The organism is Streptomyces sp. 4F14 (assembly GCF_048159485.1).
GTDB lineage: Bacteria > Actinomycetota > Actinomycetes > Streptomycetales > Streptomycetaceae > Streptomyces.
This window is the reverse complement of record NZ_JBLRVY010000001.1, coordinates 45,944-63,121: the sequence shown is the minus strand read 5'-3', so window position 1 is coordinate 63,121 and position 17,178 is coordinate 45,944. Positions and strand designations below refer to the sequence as shown.

The window sequence follows — 17,178 nt, the reverse complement described above, 5'->3', positions numbered from 1 at the left end:
TACTTCACTTCTGATATGTGCATGACCCCTTGGCCCGGACGGGAAAACCGGGGAAGCTGAGCTGCCCCCCGCGCTCCCCTCTCCCCCCTCCGGAGGACGCCTTGTCGTCACCCAAGTCCCCGTCGCGCCGCCGCAGATGGCTCACCGTGCCGGCGATCGCCGGCGCGCTCGTGCTGGCGGTCCCCACGGCCGCGTACGCCGCTCCGCCGAAGGCGCTGCCGCAGAACGCGGAGGCCGCCGAGCTGACGTACCTGCCGGCGTTCGACTACGACACCGACGGCTGCTACTCGACCCCGGCGATCGGCCCCGACGGGACGGTCAACGGCGGTCTGAACCCGACGGGTTCGCTCAGCGGCGAGTGCCACGACGCCTCGGACCTGGACAACACGAACAGCTACTCGCGCTACAAGTGCAACAACGGCTGGTGCGCGTACATGTACGGCCTGTACTTCGAGAAGGACCAGGCCCTCGCGAACAGCAGCATCGGCGGGCACCGCAACGACTGGGAGCACGTCGTGGTCTGGGTGCAGAACGGCGCCGTGCAGTACGTGTCGACGTCCAACCACGGCTCGTTCACGGTCAGTCCGGCGTCCTCGGTCCGCTTCGACGGCACCCACGCGAAGGTCGTCTACCACAAGGACGGCATCAGCACGCACTGCTTCCGGCTGGCCAACAGCAACGACGAGCCGCCGGAGAACGACAAGCACACCTGGCAGTACCCGCCGCTGGTCGGCTGGAACGGGTACCCGGCGGGCCTGCGGGACAAGCTGAGCGCGTACGACTTCGGCAGCGCCAACTTCGGCCTCAAGGACGCGAACTTCGCCGATCACCTGACGAAGGCGAAGCCCTCGGGCATCGCGTTCGACCCCGCCGCGTAAGCCGTGGGAGCGTCCCTCGAATCCGGGTCCAACCGGGTTCGGGGGACGGTCGAGGCACGCCCCGGCAGGGGCCCGCGGTGTCCGTGGGGCGCCCCGCAGGGTTTATCGTGTCTCACATGTCGGTACCCGAACTGATCCGTATCGTCTCCCGTGACTCACCGATGGCGCTGGCCCAAGTGGAGCGGGTGCGCGCCGAGTTGGGCGCCCTGTATCCGGGGACGCGCACCGAGGTCGTGCCGGTGAAGACGACCGGTGACAAGTGGATGGGCGACCTGTCCCAGGTCGAGGGCAAGGGCGCGTTCACCAAAGAGGTCGACGCCGCGCTGCTCGCCGGGGAGGCCGATCTCGCCGTCCACTGCGTGAAGGACGTCCCCGCGGACCGGCCGCTGCCCGCCGGGACGGTGTTCGCGGCGTTCCTCAAGCGCGACGACGTCCGGGACGCGCTGATCCACCCCGGTGGTCTGACCCTGGACGAGCTGCCCGACGGCACCCGCATCGGGACGTCCTCGGTCCGCCGGATCGCCCAACTGGCCGCGACCCACCCGCACTTGGAGTGCGTGCCGTTCCGGGGCAACGCGAACCGGCGGCTGGAGAAGCTGGCGGCGGGCGAGGCCGACGCGCTGCTGCTTGCGGTGTCGGGGCTGGAGCGCATCGGCCGCAGCGACGTCATCAGCGAGATCCTCTCGCCCGAGGCGATGATGCCGCCCATCGGCGCGGGCATCCTCGCCCTCCAGTGCCGCGAGGGCGACACGGACCTGATCGACGCGGTGAGCGCGCTGGGCGACCCCGCGACGCACCGCGAGGCCACGGCGGAGCGCATGTTCCTGCACGTCCTCCAGGGCCACTGCAACAGCCCCATCGCCGGTTACGCCAAGGTCGACCGCACCGGCGAACTCTCCCTGCGCGCCTGCGTGTTCACCCCCGACGGCAAGACCCGCCTGAACGCCCACGAGTGGGCCGGTCCGCTGGACCCGGCGACCCTGGGCACGTCCGTGGCGGTGGCCCTGCTGCGGCAGGGGGCGCGGGACCTGATCGACGGCATCCCGCACTGAGCCCTCCGGGGGCGGGGCGGTCGGGCCCCGGGGTCGAGAGCGCCCTCAGGACGTCCCGTCCCCCGCCTCCGTCTGGTCCCGCAGGTAGTTGCTCACCTGGCGGGACAGCTCGCCCTCACGGCCCGCGCAGGGAGCCGCGCCCACCCGCTCCTCGCAGAGGTCCAACCCGCCGGTCCACAGGCGGCGTTCGGTCCACTCGTCGTCGACACGCAGCTGCACCTGGATGTCGATGCGGTCAAGGGCGGACTCGGGTCCCGCGGCGTGCAGGACGGCGGTGACGCGGCGCAGGGGGTAGACGTCGAAGCCCTCCACGAACTGGGAGTTGCGCCAGTCGACGAAGGCGCTCTCGCCGTCGGGGCCGAGGCGGACGTCGATCTGGCCGTCCTCCAGGTGGACGCAGTACTTCGACTCGCCGCGGTTCTCGACGACGACCCGGAGCCTGAAGTACGTGAGGCCGTCGGCGGCGTCGTCGCGGCCCCGTGGGGGTTCCGCGCGCTCCAGCCGGTTCACGCGCAGGCGCAGACCGGAGTACGCCTCGTACTCCTGCCAGTCTCCGACCACGTTCGGCTCGTACACGGCCCACCTCCCGACGTCCACCGGCTGAGTCCTATCCGTGGCCCGAGTGCACTGTCAAATGAGCGGAATGCGCCGTGGCCTGGGACATCGTCCCTTTTGATCGGTGATCAAGCCGTGCCCAGCAGAAATATGCGAACGCCCGAGGTGACGCCTTGTGCAAACGTGCCGCACATCACGTCACCGGGCGAGCCTGCCGAGCAGCGCGGAGGAGGCGGCGACACCGAGCGCGGCGGCCAGCGCGAGCACCCCGAAATCGACCGCGAGATGGGCCGGCGTACCGATGAGGAGACCGCGCAGGGCGTTCACTTCGTAGCTGAGGGGGTTGAAGGCGCTCACCGCCTGGAGCCAGCCGGGCATCACGGAGACCGGGTAGAGGGCGTTGGAGCCGAAGAACAGCGGCATGGTGATGGCCTGGCCGATGCCCATGAGCCGGTCGCGGCTCAGGACGATCCCGGCGATGGTCATGGACAGGCAGGAGAAGAACGCGGACCCGAGGACGACGACCGCGAGGACGCCGAGCAGCTTGAGCGGGTTCCAGGTGAGCGCGACCCCGAGCAGTGCGGCGATGACGATGACGACGACGGCCTGGATCATCGACTTCACGCCGGCCGCGAACGCCTTGCCGGTGATGAGGGCGGCGCGCGGGGTGGGGGTGACGAGGAGCTTGTTGAGGACGCCCGCGTCGCGCTCCCAGATGATCTGGATGCCGTAGAAGATCGCGATGAACATGGCGGACTGGGCGATGATGCCGGGCGCGAGGTAGTCGACGTAGGGGATGCCGCCGGTGGGGATCGCGCGGATGCGGGTGAAGGTCTGCCCGAAGATCAGCAGCCACAGCGCGGGCTGGACGGCGCGCGTGTACAGCTCGGTGCGGTCGTGGCGCAGCTTCTGGAGTTCGACGACGCACATCGCGCCGATCCGGGCGGGCACGAGCCGCCAGCCGGCGCGCGGGGCGGGGGGTTTGACGAGGAGGGATATGTCAGCCGACGCGCTGAGCGGTGCGGCGGGTGCTGCGGACATCTCGGAAGTCTCCTGGGTTCTCGTCGAGGAAGCCGCCGGCGACGTCGCGGAAGACGTCCTCCAGGGTGGGCAGGGTGTCGGTGCCCCGGCGGGCGGCGAGGCCCTCGCGCAGTTCCCGGGGCGTGCCGAGCGCGCGGACGCGGCCGTGGTCCATGAGGCCGACGCGGTCGCAGTACTGGTCGGCCTCGTCCATGTAGTGGGTGGTGACGAGGACCGTCATCCCGGTGGCCTCGCGGACGGCGCCGATGTGCTCCCAGACGCCGGTGCGGGCGATCGGGTCGAGGCCGATGGTGGGTTCGTCGAGGATCAGCAGCCGGGGCGCGCTGACCAGGGCCTGGGCGAGTTCGAGGCGGCGGACCATGCCGCCGGAGTACGTCTTGGCGAGCCGCCCGGCGGCCTCGGTGAGCCCGACGGCGGCCAGCGCCTGCCCGACCCGCTCGGCCCGCTCGCGGCGGGGTACGTCGAAGACGCGGGCGAACAGCGACACGTTCTCGCGTCCGGTGAGCCCGGCGTCGGCGGACAGCTGCTGGGGGACGTAGCCGAGGAGGCGGCGTACGGCCATGCGGTCGCCGGCGGCGTCGTGGCCGAAGACGCGGACCATGCCTGCGGGGACCGGCAGCAGGGTGGTGAGGCAGCGGATGGCGGTGGTCTTGCCCGCGCCGTTGGGACCGAGGAGGCCGAAGACCTCGCCCTCGCCGACGGTGAGGTCGAGGCCGTCGACGGCCCGGGTGTCCCCGAAGGCGTAGGCGAGGCCGGTGCAGGTGACGGCGTCGGTCATGAGGGGTCCTCCTCTTGAGGTCGGCGGTCGTGGGGGGCGTCGTACGGAGGCGGGCCGGCGCCTTTCACGCGCTGTCGTTCCCGGGTTCCTGCTGGAGCTGGACGGCGAGGGTCCGCAGCGCCGGCAGCGCGGCCCGCAGCGCCTCCCGGTCGCCCGCGTCGAGCCGCGCCACCTCCCGTTCGACGAGTTCCGCGCGCCGCGCCCGCCAGTCCCGCAGCCGGGTCTCGGCGGCCTCGGTGAGCCTGAGGCGGGCGGCCCGCCGGTCGGCGGGGTCGGTCTCGCGGATCAGGTAGCCCTCCCGCACGAGCCGGTTGACGAGGGTGGAGACGGAGTTCCCGGCGAGGAGCAGCTCCCTGGCGGCCTCGGTGACGCCGATGCCGGGGCGGGTGCCGACGAGCCGCAGGAGTTCGGCCTCGCCGCCGCGCAGCCTCGGGACGGTGAGCCCGGCGCGCAGCCTGCGGCGCAGGAGCCGCTGGACTCCGGTGAGCGCGTCGGCGAGTTCCTGGGGAAACGTCTCGTCGTCCATACGAGCAGATTATCTCTTTAGCAGAGGTAACATCCTCAAGGGTGAGTCAAGAGGCGGTCAGCGCTCCGTGCGCACGACACTGGACCTGCTCCCCCGACCGCCGTACCGGAGATCGTCATGAACCAACGTCCCGAGGTCGTCACCACCCGCTCCGTGTTCGGGGCGCCCTGCTGGGTCAGCCTGACCACCCGCGACCTGGCGGCCACCCAGGAGTTCTACGGTGCCGTGTTCGGCTGGGAGTGGCGCCAGGGCTCCCTGGGCGACCACTTCCGGGTGGCCTCGGCGGACGGCGTCCCGGTGGCCGGGGTCGCCGGGGTCGCGGCGATGTGGCAGATGGCGGTGGCGTGGACGCCGTACTTCGCGGTGATCGGCGCGGACGAGGCGGTGGGCCGGGTCCGGGAGCGGGGCGGCACGGTCGCGGTGGGGCCGGTGTCGCTGCCGCCGGGCCGGGCGGCACTGCTGGCGGACCGGGACGGGGCGGCGTTCGGCATCTGGGAGGGCGAGCTGTTCGGCGACTGGGACCTGTGGCGCCGCTCGGCCCCCGCCCTGGTCCGCCTGCACACCCGGGACGCCTTCGCCTCGGCGATCTTCTACGGCGAGGTCCTCGACTGGGCGTCGGACCTGCCCGGCTCCTGCGAGGTGCACTACGAGGACGGCGAGGTCGTGCTCCGCAGCCGGGGCGCGGTGGTGGCCCGCATCGGGTCCGGCGCCCTGGAGGCGGCCCCGGATCCGACGGTACGGCCGCACTGGCAGGTCCACTTCCGCGCCCCGGACGTCGCCGCGTGCGCGCGAGCGGCCGAGCGGCACGGCGGGAGCGTCCTGACGAAGTCGGCGGAGCAGGTGGTCCTGCGGGATCCGGACGGCGCCCAGTTCACCGTGGTGGAGCGGCAGGGCTAGACCAGGGCCGCCCTCGGCAGGTCCAGGCTCATGCGCAGGCTCGGGGCCGGATGCACCGGGATCAGCGCGGCGTGTCTGCCCGTGCGGGCGCGGCGGCTGAACCAGATGACCTTGGCGCCGCCCGCCGTGGCGCAGCAGCCCCAGCCGTCGCTGGTGGCGGCGAGGCGGGTGAGGCAGGCGCGCAGGTCCTGGTCGGGACGGAGGTGGGGGTCGTGTTCGGCGACGGCGGTGATGAGGTGGTGGCCGTTCCACCACATCTCGATCGCCGCGCGTTTGTCGACGGCGTGCCGGTCGATGGCGTTGAGCAGCAGCTCGGCGCCCTCCCCGACGGGTTCCACCAGGGTCTCCAGGCCCCAGTGCCGCAGGTGCGCGGCGAGGATGCGCCGGACCTGTCCGGCCCGTTCGGGGCTGACGTCGACATCGAGGTGGTAGGTGCAGGGAGCGGCGGTCTTCATCGTCGTTGGCTCCTCACCGAGCGTGCTCCACGGAGCGTGACTGCCGTTCGCTCCCGCGTCACTTCCACGGTGGGGGCGTTGCTCCATCCGTGCAACAGGAGCACCTCGGCTACCCGTGATCGCCGGGGTTATGCCAGCGGAAAAGACCAGGTGGAAAAAGTGGTGCCGATGTCATCAATCAGTGCTGATTCGTTGTGCGTTCGCGGTCACAACCACCTGCGGCTGGGCTAGATTCGAGCCCCCGGTGACCGCCCCGGCCTGGGACTTCACCGACCGTACGGATCAGGAGCCAGTGCATGCGCGACGCCCCGGTCGCTCCCCCAGCCGTCTCACCGCTGACCGGAGGGCTCGCCGACAGTGTCTTCGACGCGGCGCTGCGCACCCCCGGGCGCCCGGTGCTCGCGCGGCGCTCGGCGGCCGACCCGGACCGGTGGGAGGAGGTGAGCGCCGCCCGGCTGCGCGACGAGGTGGTGGCGCTGGCGCGGGGGTTCGTCGCCTCGGGGATCTCGCCGGGGCACCGGGTCGCGGTGATGGCGCGCACCCGTTACGAGTGGACGGTGCTGAGCTACGCGCTGTGGGCGGTGGGCGCGGAGATCGTGCCGGTGTACCCGACGTCGTCGCGGGACCAGGTGGAGTGGATCCTGCGGGACTCGGGCTGTGTCGGGGTGGTCGTCGAGGACGAGGCGACCGTGATGACGGTGGGTTCGGTGTGCGCGGGGCTCGACTGGCTGCGGCACGTCTGGCAGTTGGACGCGGGCGCCCTCGAACAGCTCGCGGCGCTGGGCGAGTCGGTGCCGGTGACGACGGTGGAGTCGATGCGCCGGATCGTGTTCCCGGACTCGACGGCCGCGATCGTCTACACGTCCGGCACCTCGGGCCGCCCGCTGGGCTGCGCGCTCAGCCACCAGGGCCTGGCGAGCCCCTGCGACACGCTGCTCGCCGGGTGGGGGCACACGGTCGCGGCGCCGGGCGAGCGGCCCACCGTCCTGGCGTTCCTGCCGTTCTCGCACGTGTACGGGCTGATGATCCAGGGCCTGTGCATCCGCGGCGGGATCCTCATGGGGCACGAGCCGGACATGGGCGAGGCGGCGATCTCGGCGGCGCTGCGCACCTTCCGGCCGACGTACCTGTACGCGGTGCCGTCGGTGTTCGAGAAGATCTACAAGGGGTTCCTGCTCACGGCTCAGCAGAACGGCAGGGGCGGCCTGTTCGAGAAGGCGGCGCAGACCGCGCGGGAGTTCGCGTCGGCGGTGGAGCGCCAGCGCCTCGGCCGGGGTTCGGGTCCCGGCTTCGACCTGCGGATGCAGCACGCGGTGTTCGACCGCACCGTCTACCGCCGGCTGCGGGCCGCGCTCGGCGGCCGGGTCGCGCGCGCCACCTCGGGCGGCTCCACCCTGCACCGCGACCTGTCCCTGTTCTACGAGGGCATCGGGATCTACGTCCACGACGGCTACGGCCTGACCGAGACCGGCGGCGGCATCACCATGCAGCCGCTGGGCCGGGAGAAGTCCGGCACGGTCGGCCGGGCGCTGCCCGGTACGGACGTCCGGGTCGCGGACGACGGGGAGATCCTGGTGAACGGCCCCTCGGTGTTCCAGGGGTACGTCGGGGACGAGGCGGCGACCCGCGCGGTGCTGCGCGGCGGCTGGCTGGCCACCGGTGACCTCGGGCACCTCGACTCGGACGGCTATCTGACGATCACCGGCCGCAAGAAGGACGTCATCGTCACGACCAGCGGCAAGAGCGTCTCGCCGACGCTGCTCGAACAGCGGCTGCGGATGCACCCGTTGGTCCACCAGGCGGTCGTGGTCGGCGACAACCGGCCCTGTGTCGGCGCGCTCATCACCCTGGACCCGCAGTTCCTGGCGCACTGGCGGGCCCGGCTCGCCCTCCAGGGGGACGTGCCGAGCCGTGAGGCGCGGGAGGAGAACGCGCTGCGCGAGGAGATCGGCCGGGCCGTCGCCGCCGCCAACAGCGCCGTCTCCCGCTCCGAGTCGATCCGCGTCTTCCGGATCCTGCCGCGCGCCTTCGACCAGGCGGGCGGTCTGCTGACGCCGTCGATGAAGCTGCGCCGGGACTCGATCGTCGAGCACTGGTCGGCGGAGATCGAGGCGATGTACCAGGCCCGCGCGCCGATCCCCCGCTACAGCCCCTCGGAGGCGCTGAGCTGGGACGACGCGGACGACGTGTTCCGGTAGGGCCTACGGCCTCAGGCGGGCGCGGTGCCGCGCGGGGTCAGACGCAGGTAGTAGGCGCCCACGGTCGCCAGGTAGCCCGGGTCGCGGGTCTCGCTGTCGGTGCGGAAGCGCGGCGCGGCCTTCACCTCGTCGCGGGTGCACGTCAGCAGGACGCGCCGGCCGCTGTCGTCGATCCCGGCGACGGTGCCGGCGGGGACGACGGCGCTGCGGCCGAAGACCCACAGGCCGGTCTCGACGACGAGGTGGCGCAGCCCTTGGGGTGCCGCCTCGCGTTCCACACGGCCGACGGTGCCGTCGGTCGCGACCACGGTGTAGCCGGTCAGTGCCCGGCCCTCGGTGTGGCCGGTCTCCGGCGCGTACGCCCAGATTCTCTCGCTGGTCAACACGGCTCCCTCCCTCTCACCCCGTGGACGGCCGCCCGTCGCCGTCCGTACAGCTCCCCCATACCCGCCCGAAGCCGCCCTGACGCCGTGAGTCCGCGTGCGGTACGGCACGCATGGATCCGTGTGACGCGGGTATCGCAATGTGACTATCGGGTCGGGGTCGTCAACTTGCCGCTCCCGGCTGGCGCGAGCGCTCCCGGCACGGTGGGATCGGTGTGGTGCCGTAGAAAGGGAGGTCGACGTGGATCGACCCAGGATCCTGGTGGTGGGCGCGGGCTTCGCGGGCGTGGGCTGCGTCCGGCGGCTGGAACGGGGGCTGTCCCCCGGCGAGGCGGACATCACGCTGGTGACGCCGTTCGCGTACCAGCTCTATCTGCCGCTGCTTCCGCAGGTGGCGTCGGGGGTGCTCACCCCGCAGTCGATCGCCGTGTCGCTGCGCCGCAGCAGCAGGTACCGGACCCGGATCATCCCGGGCGGCGCGATCGGCGTGGACCTCAAGGCGAAGGTGTGCGTGGTCCGCACGATCACCGGCGAGCTGGTGAACGAGCGGTACGACTACCTGGTCCTCGCTCCCGGCAGTGTGACCCGCACGTTCGACATCCCGGGGCTCACCGATCACGCGATCGGCATGAAGACGCTCTCCGAGGCCGCGTACGTCCGCGACCACGTCATCGCGCAGCTCGATCTGGCCGACGCCAGTGACGACCCCGCCGAGCGGGCCTCCCGGCTCCAGTTCGTGGTCGTGGGCGGCGGGTACGCGGGCACGGAGACGGCCGCCTGCCTCCAGCTGCTGACCCGCAACGCCGTCAAGCGCTATCCGCGGCTGGACCCGAAGCTCATCAAGTGGCATCTCATCGACATCGCGCCGAAGTTGATGCCGGAACTCGGTGACAAGCTCGGGGCGAGCGCGCAGGAGGTGCTGCGCAAGCGGGGCGTGGAGATCTCGCTCGGCGTGTCCATCGAGAAGGCGGGCCCCGAGGAGGTCACCTTCACCGACGGCCGGGTGATCCCGACGCGCACGCTGATCTGGACCGCCGGGGTCGCCGCGAGCCCGCTCATCGGGACGCTCGGCGCGGAGACGGTGCGCGGGCGGCTCGCGGTGACGCCGGAGATGTCCCTGCCCGGGCACGACGGGGTGTTCGCCCTCGGGGACGCGGCGGCCGTGCCCGACCTGGCCAAGGGCGAGGACGGGGCGATCTGCCCGCCGACCGCGCAGCACGCGATGCGGCAGGGCAAGGTCGTCGCGGACAACGTCATCGCGACGCTGCGGGGGCTGCCGGCGAAGCCGTACAAGCACAAGGACATGGGTCTGGTCGTCGACCTCGGCGGGACGGACGCGGTGTCCAAGCCGCTCGGGATCGAGCTGCGGGGCATCCCCGCGCAGGCGGTGGCGCGCGGTTACCACTGGTCGGCGCTGCGGACGAACGTCGCGAAGGTGCGGGTCCTGACGAACTGGACCCTCAACGCCGTCGCGGGCGACGATTTCGTGCGGACCGGGTTCCAGTACCGCAGGCCGGCGCGGATGAAGGACTTCGAGTACACGGACACGTATCTGACGCCGGAGCAGGTGGCGCGGCAGGTGAAGGGGGACTGAGCAGCGGGTGGGGGACGTCCAGCCTGCGAGATCCGCCCCGGTCCCCCGCCCTTTTCCCCACCCGCCCCGCATAAAGTACGCCGCGTGAACACAGTGGTCAGGCGGGTGTGGGACCGGGGCGCGGCCTCGGATCCGGGGCTGTTGCGGCTCGCGGCGGGGCTCAGGACGACCGGGGCGATCGCGTTGACGCTCGCCGTGCTGGCCCCGTTCGGGGTGGGCGTCTCGCATCTGGTCGCGGGGGCGATCACCGCGATGGTGGCGACGTTCGCGATCCAGGAGAAGCGGCGCGGTCCGCAGGGGGTGACGCTGGCGCTGGGTCTGCCGGTGGCCGCCGCGTCGGTCGCGCTGGCGACGCTGCTGCACTCGCTGGTGGTCGTCGGGGACGTGTTCTTCGTCGTGCTGATCTTCGGCGCGGTGTACGGGCGGCGGTTCGGCGACCGGGGTCACGCGCTCGGCATGATCGCGTTCCAGACGCACTTCGTGGCGCTGTTCGTGGGGGTGCGGACCGGGAACCTGCCCGGGTTCCTCGGCACGGTCGCCGTGGCCTTCGCGTGCAGCGCGGTCGCCCGGTTCGTGCTGGTCCCGCAGACCTCGGCCGGTATCTTCCACCGTCTGCGCCGGGCGTTCCGCGCCCGCCTCGCGCAGCTCCTGGACGCCCAGCTGGAGCTGCTGGACGCCGGTCCCGAGAACCCCGAAAACGCCGAGAAGGCGTTGGAGCGGCTGCGGGAGCGCACCGCGCGCCTGCACGAGACGGCGCTGATGATCCAGAGCCGGCTGGAGGAGGGGACCCCGGACGAGGCGTCGGCCCGGCTGGTCCAGCGCCGGATCGCGGACGCGGAGATCACCGCCGAGCGGCTCGGCCTGCTCCTGCTGACGGCCCGCAGCGCCGAACGCGCGGACACGCTCACCCTGCACCTGCCCGGCGCCCCCGTCCCCGAGGGCGGGAAGCTCCTGGTCCGGGATGCCGCACGGGACACCCTGCGCCGGGACCTGTCGGCGCTGCGGCTGCTCGTGCGTGAGCCGGAGGCGGCCGGGACCTCACGGTCGCACCTGCGCAACCGCCTGCTCGGCTACCGCGACGAGGAGAACCTCCCGGACGGGCCGCCGGCGGTGCAGGACGTCTTCCGGGGCATCGGGGAGGCGGCCCGCGCGGTCCTGGGCCTGAGGATCGTGCTGGACGGTCCGCAGGACGATACCGACGACACGGCGGAGGCGGCCCGCTCCCGGGAGGAGCTGGACGCGGAGGACGCGGCGCTGGAGGCCGAGGAGGAGCCGGAGAAGACGGGCCTCGAACGGCCGACGACCCGGGCGGCGATCCAGGTCGCCGTGGGGTCGTCGCTGGCGATCGTGGGCGGCGAGTTCCTGTCCTCGCAGCGCTGGTACTGGGCGGTCCTGACGTGCTGGATCGTCTTCCTGAACACCGCGTCGACCGGTGAGATCCTCGTCAAGGGCTACCGCCGGCTGCTCGGTACGGTCCTCGGCGTGGCCGCGGGGCTGGTGCTGGCGGGGCTGGTGGGCCGGCACACGTGGACGGCGTTCGCGCTGGTCCTGCTCTGCGTGTTCGCGATGTTCTACACGGCGCCCCTGTCGTACACGCTGATGTCGTTCTTCGTGACGGCCGCGCTGGGCGTCCTGTACACGCTGCTGCACACCTACAGCCTCTCGGTGCTGGTCCTGCGCATCGAGGAGACGGCCCTCGGCGCGGCCTGCGGGGTGATCGCGGCGGCGCTGGTGCTGCCGGTGCACACGGACCGGCGTACCGACGACCTCCTCGGGTCCGTCCTGGAGCACCTCGCGGACGTCACCTCCGGCGCTCTGGACCAGCTCAGCGGGGCGCAGGCGGACGATCTGCTGGAGCGGGCCCGCGACCTCGACCAGGCGCTGGCCGACCTGCTGGCGGCGACGCAGCCGCTGACGCACCCGGTGTCGCCGCTGCGCAGCCGCAAGAACACGGCGCGGTACGTGGTGGCGCTGCTGGAGACGTGCGCGTACCACGCGCGCTCGCTCGCGGCGACGGCCGAGCTGCTGCCGACGCACCCGTCCATCGCGGCGGATCCCCGGCTGCGCGGAGCGGGCGAGCGGATCGTGGCCAACATCGGGGCGGTCGCCGCGCACGTCCGGGGCGAGAGCGCGGCCGTCCGCACGGGCGCGAGCATCGCCTCGCTGCTGCGTCCGGGGCGGTACGGCACACCCCGCTACGGCCGGGTGACGGACCGCGTGCTGCGGCATCTGCAGCGGCTCGACGAGGCGGTGGTGGGGCTCGCGCGCCCGCTCGGGGCGACGGTGAAGGCCGAGTCGGGTGATGTGGTGGCCTCGCGGAACCTGTGAACTTCCTTTGAGATCATGGAACTTGACCTGGTTTTCGGGAAAGATGAAAGTGAAACGGGTCACTCAACCCGCTTGGGGCTACGCGAAATCTCCCTCGATGGTTTACGGTTCATACATACGGGGTGCACGGAGTCGAGCACCGCTCCTCCGGACATCACCGTGTGACAGCCCTGGCTGGCTTCCCCCGTCCAGCCAGGGCTTTCCCCTTTCTTCACACCCTCCGAGGTGCCCTGGCCGCGCGGAGACGCTCCAATGGACGCAGGGAACAGCCCTTGAGAAGCCCTGCGCCGAGGAGCCCCGCGCCATGACCAGAGCGACCAAACTCCTGACCGCCCTCGCCCAGCCCCAGCGCGACCACCTGCTCGCCCTCGCCGAGGAGGTCTCCTTCCCCGAGGACGCCCGGATCTTCGAGGCCGGCGGCCCCGCCGACCGCTTCTGGGTCATCCGCTCCGGCGCGGTGAGCCTCGACCAGCAGGTCACCTCCCAGCAGCGCGTCACGGTCGCGAGCCTCGGCTCCGGCGACCTCCTCGGCTGGTCCTGGCTGTTCCCCCCGTACGAGTGGGACTTCGGCGCGGAGGCGTTCAGCCCGGTGCGGGCCTACGAGTTCCAGGCGGAGCCGGTGCTGAGGCTCTGCGAGGAGGACCCGGCGCTGGGGCTGCCGCTGGTGAGACTGGTCGCGGAGATCCTGGCGCACCGGCTGGAGCTGACGCGGGGGAGGTTGTTGGAAGCACACAAGAGAGGCACCCTGTGATGCACCCCGCAGGGGTGCTCTCCGGGGGCGCGGGGCTGTGTCGATGTGCGGCTCCGCCGCGTGGGCGCGACCAGCCACAACGAAGCCGCACCCGCCAACGAATCAGCCCCACCCGCGATCAAACGCGATACCGCCGCAACGCAGGCATCGCCGCGGCCAGTCCCAGCATCACCACGACGACCAGCACCCCACCCCCGGTGACGGCCACCCTTGGCCCGAACGCGGCTCCGGCCGTCCCGTGCAGCACGTCCGCGAGCCGCGGTCCTCCGGCGACCACCACCGTGAACACTCCCTGCATTCTCCCCCGCATCTCGTCCGTCGCGGCGGACAGCAGGATCGCGCCCCGGAACACCATGGACACCATGTCCGCGACCCCTGCGACGATCAAGAACGCCACCGAGAACCACAGGTTGAGGCTGACGCCCACCAGGGCGATGGCGGCACCCCAGGCGACCACCGCGCCGATCACCATCACACCGTGCCGCCGGATCCGGGAGAACGTACCGGAGAACAACCCGCCCAGCACGGCCCCGATGGGAATCGCCGCGAAGAGCAGCCCCAGCGCGAGCCCTTCCCCGTACGGCGCGTACGTCTCGGCCGCGAGCTGCGGGAACAGGGCCCGGGGCATCCCGAACACCATCGCGATGACGTCGGCGAGGAACGACAGCAGCAGCACCTTGTGCCGCGAGATGTACCGGAACCCCTCGGCGATCTCCCGCACGCCGGCCCGCCGGCGCCCCTCACCGAGCGGCGGCAACGCGGGCAGCCGGTAGACGGCCCACACGGTCACGCACAGAGCGACCGCGTCGATCAGATACAGCTCGGGCAACCCGACGACGGGAATCAACGCCCCCGCCAGCAAGGGCCCGGCGACGAGCCCGGTCTGCATGACGGTCGACCCCAGCGCGTTGGCCGCCGCCAGTTCCTCCGGGGGCACCAGCCGGGCGATGGACGCGTTACGGGCGGGGGAATTGAGCCCGAAGAACGCCTGCTGCACGGCGAGCAGCACCATCAGCACGCCGACGGAGTCCATCCCGGCGAACGCCTGCACCCAGAACAACAGCGAGGTGACGGCGATCCCGGAGTTGGTGATCAGCAACAGCCTGCGCCGGTCCATGGCATCGGCGACGGCCCCGCCCCACAACGCGAACACCACCATCGGCACGAGCCCGGCGAGGCTCGCGTACCCCACCCAGGCCGAAGACCCGGTGATGTCGTACACCTGCTTGGGCACGGCGACAGCCGTCAGCTGACTGCCCACGGCCGTGACGATCGTCGACGACCACAGCCGCCGGTACGCGGGCCGCCCGAGCGGCCGCGTGTCCATCGCGAACCGCCGCCACCCCTTGCGCACCGGCACCGGTTCGGAGACCGACGCGCTGTCGTCGCTCGTTTCCACACACACCTGCTTGCCGGTTACACGGATCACTGCCGCACATACGGTACGACGATCAGCTCCCCACGATCAGGGTGACCCCCAGCACGATCATCGTCACGGCGACGAACCCGTCCAGCACCCGCCAGGCGGCCGGCCGGGTCAGGAAGCGGCCGAGCAGCCGGGCCCCGAAGCCGAGCGCGGCGAACCAGCAGACGCTGGCGAGGACGGCCCCGAGCCCGAACGTCCAGCGCAGGGACCCCCGGTCGGCGGCGATGGACCCGAGCAGGAACACGGTGTCGAGGTAGACGTGGGGATTGAGCCAGGTCAGCGCGAGACAGGTGAGCACCGCGCGTCTCACGGACCCGGTCGTGTCCCCGTCGGCGACGAGCGCCCCCTGCGGCCGGACGACGCGCCGGGCGGCGAGCGCGCCGTAGCCGAGCAGGAACGCGCCTCCAATCCACCCGACGGCCGTCAGCACCCCCGGCCAGGCCACGACGAGCACGCCCACTCCCCCGACGCCGAGGGCGATGAGGACGGCGTCGGACAGGGCGCAGATCGCGACGACGGGCAGGACGGCGGCGCGACGGACGCCCTGGCGCAGGACGAACGCGTTCTGGGCGCCGATGGCGACGATCAGGGACAGACCGGTCCCGAAACCGGCCGCGGCGGCGGTGAGTGCTGGGGGCATGCGGTCCACGCTACGAAGCGGATCACCACGCGTACAGCTAAAGATTCTTACGTAACATCAGCGATCGTGATGACAGACCTCCCCCTCGACCAGGTTCGCACCCTCCTCGCGGTCGTCGACGAGGGCACGTTCGACGCGGCGGCCTCCGCCCTGCACCTGACGCCGTCCGCGGTGAGCCAGCGCGTGAAGGCGCTGGAGCAGCGCACGGGCCGGGTCCTGCTGCTGCGCACCAAGCCGGTACGGCCGACGGAGTCCGGCGAGATCGTCGTCCGGTTCGCCCGCCAGCTCGCCCGGCTGGAACGCGACACGCGGTCCGAGCTGGGCATGAGCGGGGAGGGCGAGGCGACGCGGGTGTCCGTCGCGGTGAACTCCGACTCCCTCGCGACCTGGTTCCTGGCCGCGCTCGAACAGGTCCCGCAGGACCCGCCGCTCAGCTTCGAACTCCACCGCGAGGACGAGACGCGTACGGCGCAGCTCCTGCGCGAGGGCCTGGTGATGGCGGCGGTTACGGCCTCGCCGGAACCGGTCACGGGCTGCTCGGTGCGGCCCTTGGGGACGATGCGCTACCTGGCCTGCGCCCACCCCGACTTCGTGGCCCGCCACCTGACCGGCCCGCTGTCCGAGGCGCCTGTCGTGGTCTTCGACCGGCGTGACGGCCTCCAGGACACGTTCGTCCGGATGCTGGGCGCCGACGGCGCGAGCCCCGTCAGGCACGCCATTCCCAGCTCGGAGGGGTTCCGGGACGCGGTGGTCGCGGGGCTCGGCTGGGGCATGGTCCCGGAGGTGCACGCCGAACCGCTCGTGCGAGGCGGCCGGCTGGTCTCCCTGGCCCCGGACCGGCCGCTGGATCTGCCGCTGTTCTGGCAGCAGTGGAGACTCGACTCCCCCGCCCTGGCGACGGTCGCCGAGGCCGTCACCGCCGCCGCGCGCGCGTTCCTGCGCTGAGCCGCGCCTGCGCGCTGTCGAGCAGCATCTCCAGCGCCGTCGGATAGGCGCTGGTCACCATGTGGGTCGTGAGCAGCGGGGCGGCCTCCGCGATCCGGGGGTGCGTGCTCGCCGGCAGGCGCGCGTACGTGGACCGCCATTTCGCGTCGTCGGCCCGCTGGGAGGCGCGCGGCAGGGCCAGGGAGGCCGCGTCGAGCGCCGCGAAGGCGAGGGTCTGGTCGATGAAGGCGTGGTAGATCCGCACGGTCTCGGCCAGCGGGAACCCGGCCCGCCGCAGCACGTCCAGGACGGCCTCGTCGGCGGCGAGTTCGTTGGCCCGGCCGGTCACGCGGCTCGCGGTGAGCTGCGCGGCCTGGGGGTGGGCGACGTACGCCTCGTAGATGCGCAGGCCCACCGCGTGCAGGTCCGCGCGCCAGTCGCCCGTGGGGCGCCAGCCGTGCAGGGCCTGGCCGATGAGGGCGTCGCCGATCGCGAGGGTCAGGTCGTCCATGCCCCGGAAGTAGCGGTACAGGGCGCTGGGGTCGCAGTCGAGGGCGAGGCCGAGGCGGCGGGCGGTGAGGCCGGTGCTGCCGTGTTCGCGCAGCAGCCTCAGGGCCGTACCGACGATGAGGTCCTCGGAGAGGAGCGTGCCGCTCTTGGTGGGGCGGCGGCGTCTGCGCTTCTCCTCGGGGACGACCTGTTTGGCCATGGGGCCTCCTTATGCCAACGCCATTGACCTTACGACACCAAGG

Annotated in this window: 17 protein-coding genes; 8 read left to right on the top strand and 9 right to left on the bottom strand. The window is 72.1% G+C overall.

The window, feature by feature from the left end:
• The first annotated feature begins 101 nt into the window (after window positions 1-101).
• Both ACLZOT_RS00300 and hemC read left to right on the top strand, forming a co-directional pair.
• Window positions 102-878, top strand: coding sequence for an NPP1 family protein (locus ACLZOT_RS00300; RefSeq protein ID WP_416966580.1), 777 nt, complete (start codon window positions 102-104; stop codon window positions 876-878).
• A 116-nt stretch (window positions 879-994) separates the two neighbouring features.
• Window positions 995-1,930, top strand: coding sequence for a hydroxymethylbilane synthase (hemC, locus tag ACLZOT_RS00295; protein ID WP_416966579.1), 936 nt, complete (start codon window positions 995-997; stop codon window positions 1,928-1,930).
• Window positions 1,931-1,975: 45 nt separating this feature from the next.
• On the opposite strand, the gene ACLZOT_RS00290 is transcribed toward hemC, so the two are convergent.
• The 4 genes from ACLZOT_RS00290 to ACLZOT_RS00275 all read right to left on the bottom strand — a co-directional run bounded on the left by ACLZOT_RS00290 (window position 1,976) and on the right by ACLZOT_RS00275 (window position 4,830).
• Window positions 1,976-2,506, bottom strand: coding sequence for a hypothetical protein (locus ACLZOT_RS00290; protein WP_416966578.1), 531 nt, complete (start codon window positions 2,504-2,506; stop codon window positions 1,976-1,978).
• A gap of 177 nt (window positions 2,507-2,683) precedes the next feature.
• Window positions 2,684-3,526 (bottom strand): ABC transporter permease, encoded by an 843-nt coding sequence (locus tag ACLZOT_RS00285; RefSeq protein WP_416966577.1) that lies wholly within the window; start codon window positions 3,524-3,526, stop codon window positions 2,684-2,686.
• Window positions 3,486-4,304, bottom strand: a complete 819-nt coding sequence (locus tag ACLZOT_RS00280) for an ABC transporter ATP-binding protein (RefSeq protein ID WP_416966576.1) — start codon at window positions 4,302-4,304, stop codon at window positions 3,486-3,488. Before ACLZOT_RS00280 ends, ACLZOT_RS00285 begins: the two co-directional genes overlap by 41 nt.
• Before the next feature lie 64 nt (window positions 4,305-4,368).
• Window positions 4,369-4,830 carry a MarR family winged helix-turn-helix transcriptional regulator gene (locus ACLZOT_RS00275; RefSeq protein ID WP_416966575.1) on the bottom strand — a complete coding sequence of 154 codons (462 nt, stop codon included), beginning with the start codon at window positions 4,828-4,830 and terminating at the stop codon, window positions 4,369-4,371.
• A gap of 117 nt (window positions 4,831-4,947) precedes the next feature.
• On the opposite strand from ACLZOT_RS00275, the gene ACLZOT_RS00270 reads away from it, so the two are divergent.
• On the top strand, window positions 4,948-5,727 hold the full coding sequence (locus ACLZOT_RS00270) for a VOC family protein (protein ID WP_416966574.1): 780 nt from the start codon (window positions 4,948-4,950) through the stop codon (window positions 5,725-5,727).
• On the opposite strand, the gene ACLZOT_RS00265 is transcribed toward ACLZOT_RS00270, so the two are convergent.
• Window positions 5,724-6,182: a pep a2 gene (locus ACLZOT_RS00265; RefSeq protein ID WP_416966573.1), complete on the bottom strand. Its 459-nt coding sequence runs from the start codon at window positions 6,180-6,182 to the stop codon at window positions 5,724-5,726. The two genes, ACLZOT_RS00270 and ACLZOT_RS00265, sit on opposite strands and share 4 nt — an antisense overlap.
• Before the next feature lie 296 nt (window positions 6,183-6,478).
• Between ACLZOT_RS00265 and ACLZOT_RS00260 the strand changes: the two genes are divergently transcribed.
• Window positions 6,479-8,380, top strand: a complete 1,902-nt coding sequence (locus ACLZOT_RS00260) for an AMP-dependent synthetase/ligase (RefSeq protein WP_416966572.1) — start codon at window positions 6,479-6,481, stop codon at window positions 8,378-8,380.
• An 11-nt stretch (window positions 8,381-8,391) separates the two neighbouring features.
• Here ACLZOT_RS00260 and ACLZOT_RS00255 read toward each other — a convergent pair whose 3' ends face one another.
• Window positions 8,392-8,763, bottom strand: coding sequence for a PRC-barrel domain containing protein (locus tag ACLZOT_RS00255; protein WP_416966571.1), 372 nt, complete (start codon window positions 8,761-8,763; stop codon window positions 8,392-8,394).
• 241 nt (window positions 8,764-9,004) lie between these two features.
• Here ACLZOT_RS00255 and ACLZOT_RS00250 point away from each other — a divergent pair, with 241 nt between their 5' ends.
• The 3 genes from ACLZOT_RS00250 to ACLZOT_RS00240 all read left to right on the top strand — a co-directional run bounded on the left by ACLZOT_RS00250 (window position 9,005) and on the right by ACLZOT_RS00240 (window position 13,436).
• The gene (locus ACLZOT_RS00250) at window positions 9,005-10,357 is read left to right on the top strand and encodes an NAD(P)/FAD-dependent oxidoreductase (RefSeq protein WP_416966570.1); all 1,353 of its coding nucleotides are present in this window, start codon (window positions 9,005-9,007) and stop codon (window positions 10,355-10,357) included.
• A 93-nt stretch (window positions 10,358-10,450) separates the two neighbouring features.
• Window positions 10,451-12,685 carry an FUSC family protein gene (locus tag ACLZOT_RS00245; RefSeq protein WP_416966942.1) on the top strand — a complete coding sequence of 745 codons (2,235 nt, stop codon included), beginning with the start codon at window positions 10,451-10,453 and terminating at the stop codon, window positions 12,683-12,685.
• A 304-nt stretch (window positions 12,686-12,989) separates the two neighbouring features.
• A complete protein-coding gene (locus ACLZOT_RS00240; RefSeq protein WP_416966569.1) occupies window positions 12,990-13,436 on the top strand; it encodes a cyclic nucleotide-binding domain-containing protein in 447 nt (148 codons plus the stop codon).
• A gap of 118 nt (window positions 13,437-13,554) precedes the next feature.
• Here ACLZOT_RS00240 and ACLZOT_RS00235 read toward each other — a convergent pair whose 3' ends face one another.
• Both ACLZOT_RS00235 and ACLZOT_RS00230 read right to left on the bottom strand, forming a co-directional pair.
• The gene (locus tag ACLZOT_RS00235) at window positions 13,555-14,835 is read right to left on the bottom strand and encodes an MFS transporter (protein ID WP_416966941.1); all 1,281 of its coding nucleotides are present in this window, start codon (window positions 14,833-14,835) and stop codon (window positions 13,555-13,557) included.
• Between the two features lie 52 nt (window positions 14,836-14,887).
• Window positions 14,888-15,502, bottom strand: a complete 615-nt coding sequence (locus tag ACLZOT_RS00230) for a LysE/ArgO family amino acid transporter (RefSeq protein ID WP_416966568.1) — start codon at window positions 15,500-15,502, stop codon at window positions 14,888-14,890.
• Window positions 15,503-15,571: 69 nt separating this feature from the next.
• On the opposite strand from ACLZOT_RS00230, the gene ACLZOT_RS00225 reads away from it, so the two are divergent.
• Window positions 15,572-16,447, top strand: a complete 876-nt coding sequence (locus ACLZOT_RS00225; RefSeq protein WP_416966940.1) for a LysR family transcriptional regulator ArgP — start codon at window positions 15,572-15,574, stop codon at window positions 16,445-16,447.
• Here the strand turns inward: ACLZOT_RS00225 and ACLZOT_RS00220 are convergent.
• On the bottom strand, window positions 16,416-17,135 hold the full coding sequence (locus tag ACLZOT_RS00220) for a TetR/AcrR family transcriptional regulator C-terminal domain-containing protein (RefSeq protein ID WP_416966567.1): 720 nt from the start codon (window positions 17,133-17,135) through the stop codon (window positions 16,416-16,418). The two genes, ACLZOT_RS00225 and ACLZOT_RS00220, sit on opposite strands and share 32 nt — an antisense overlap.
• Between the last annotated feature and the right edge of the window lie 43 nt (window positions 17,136-17,178).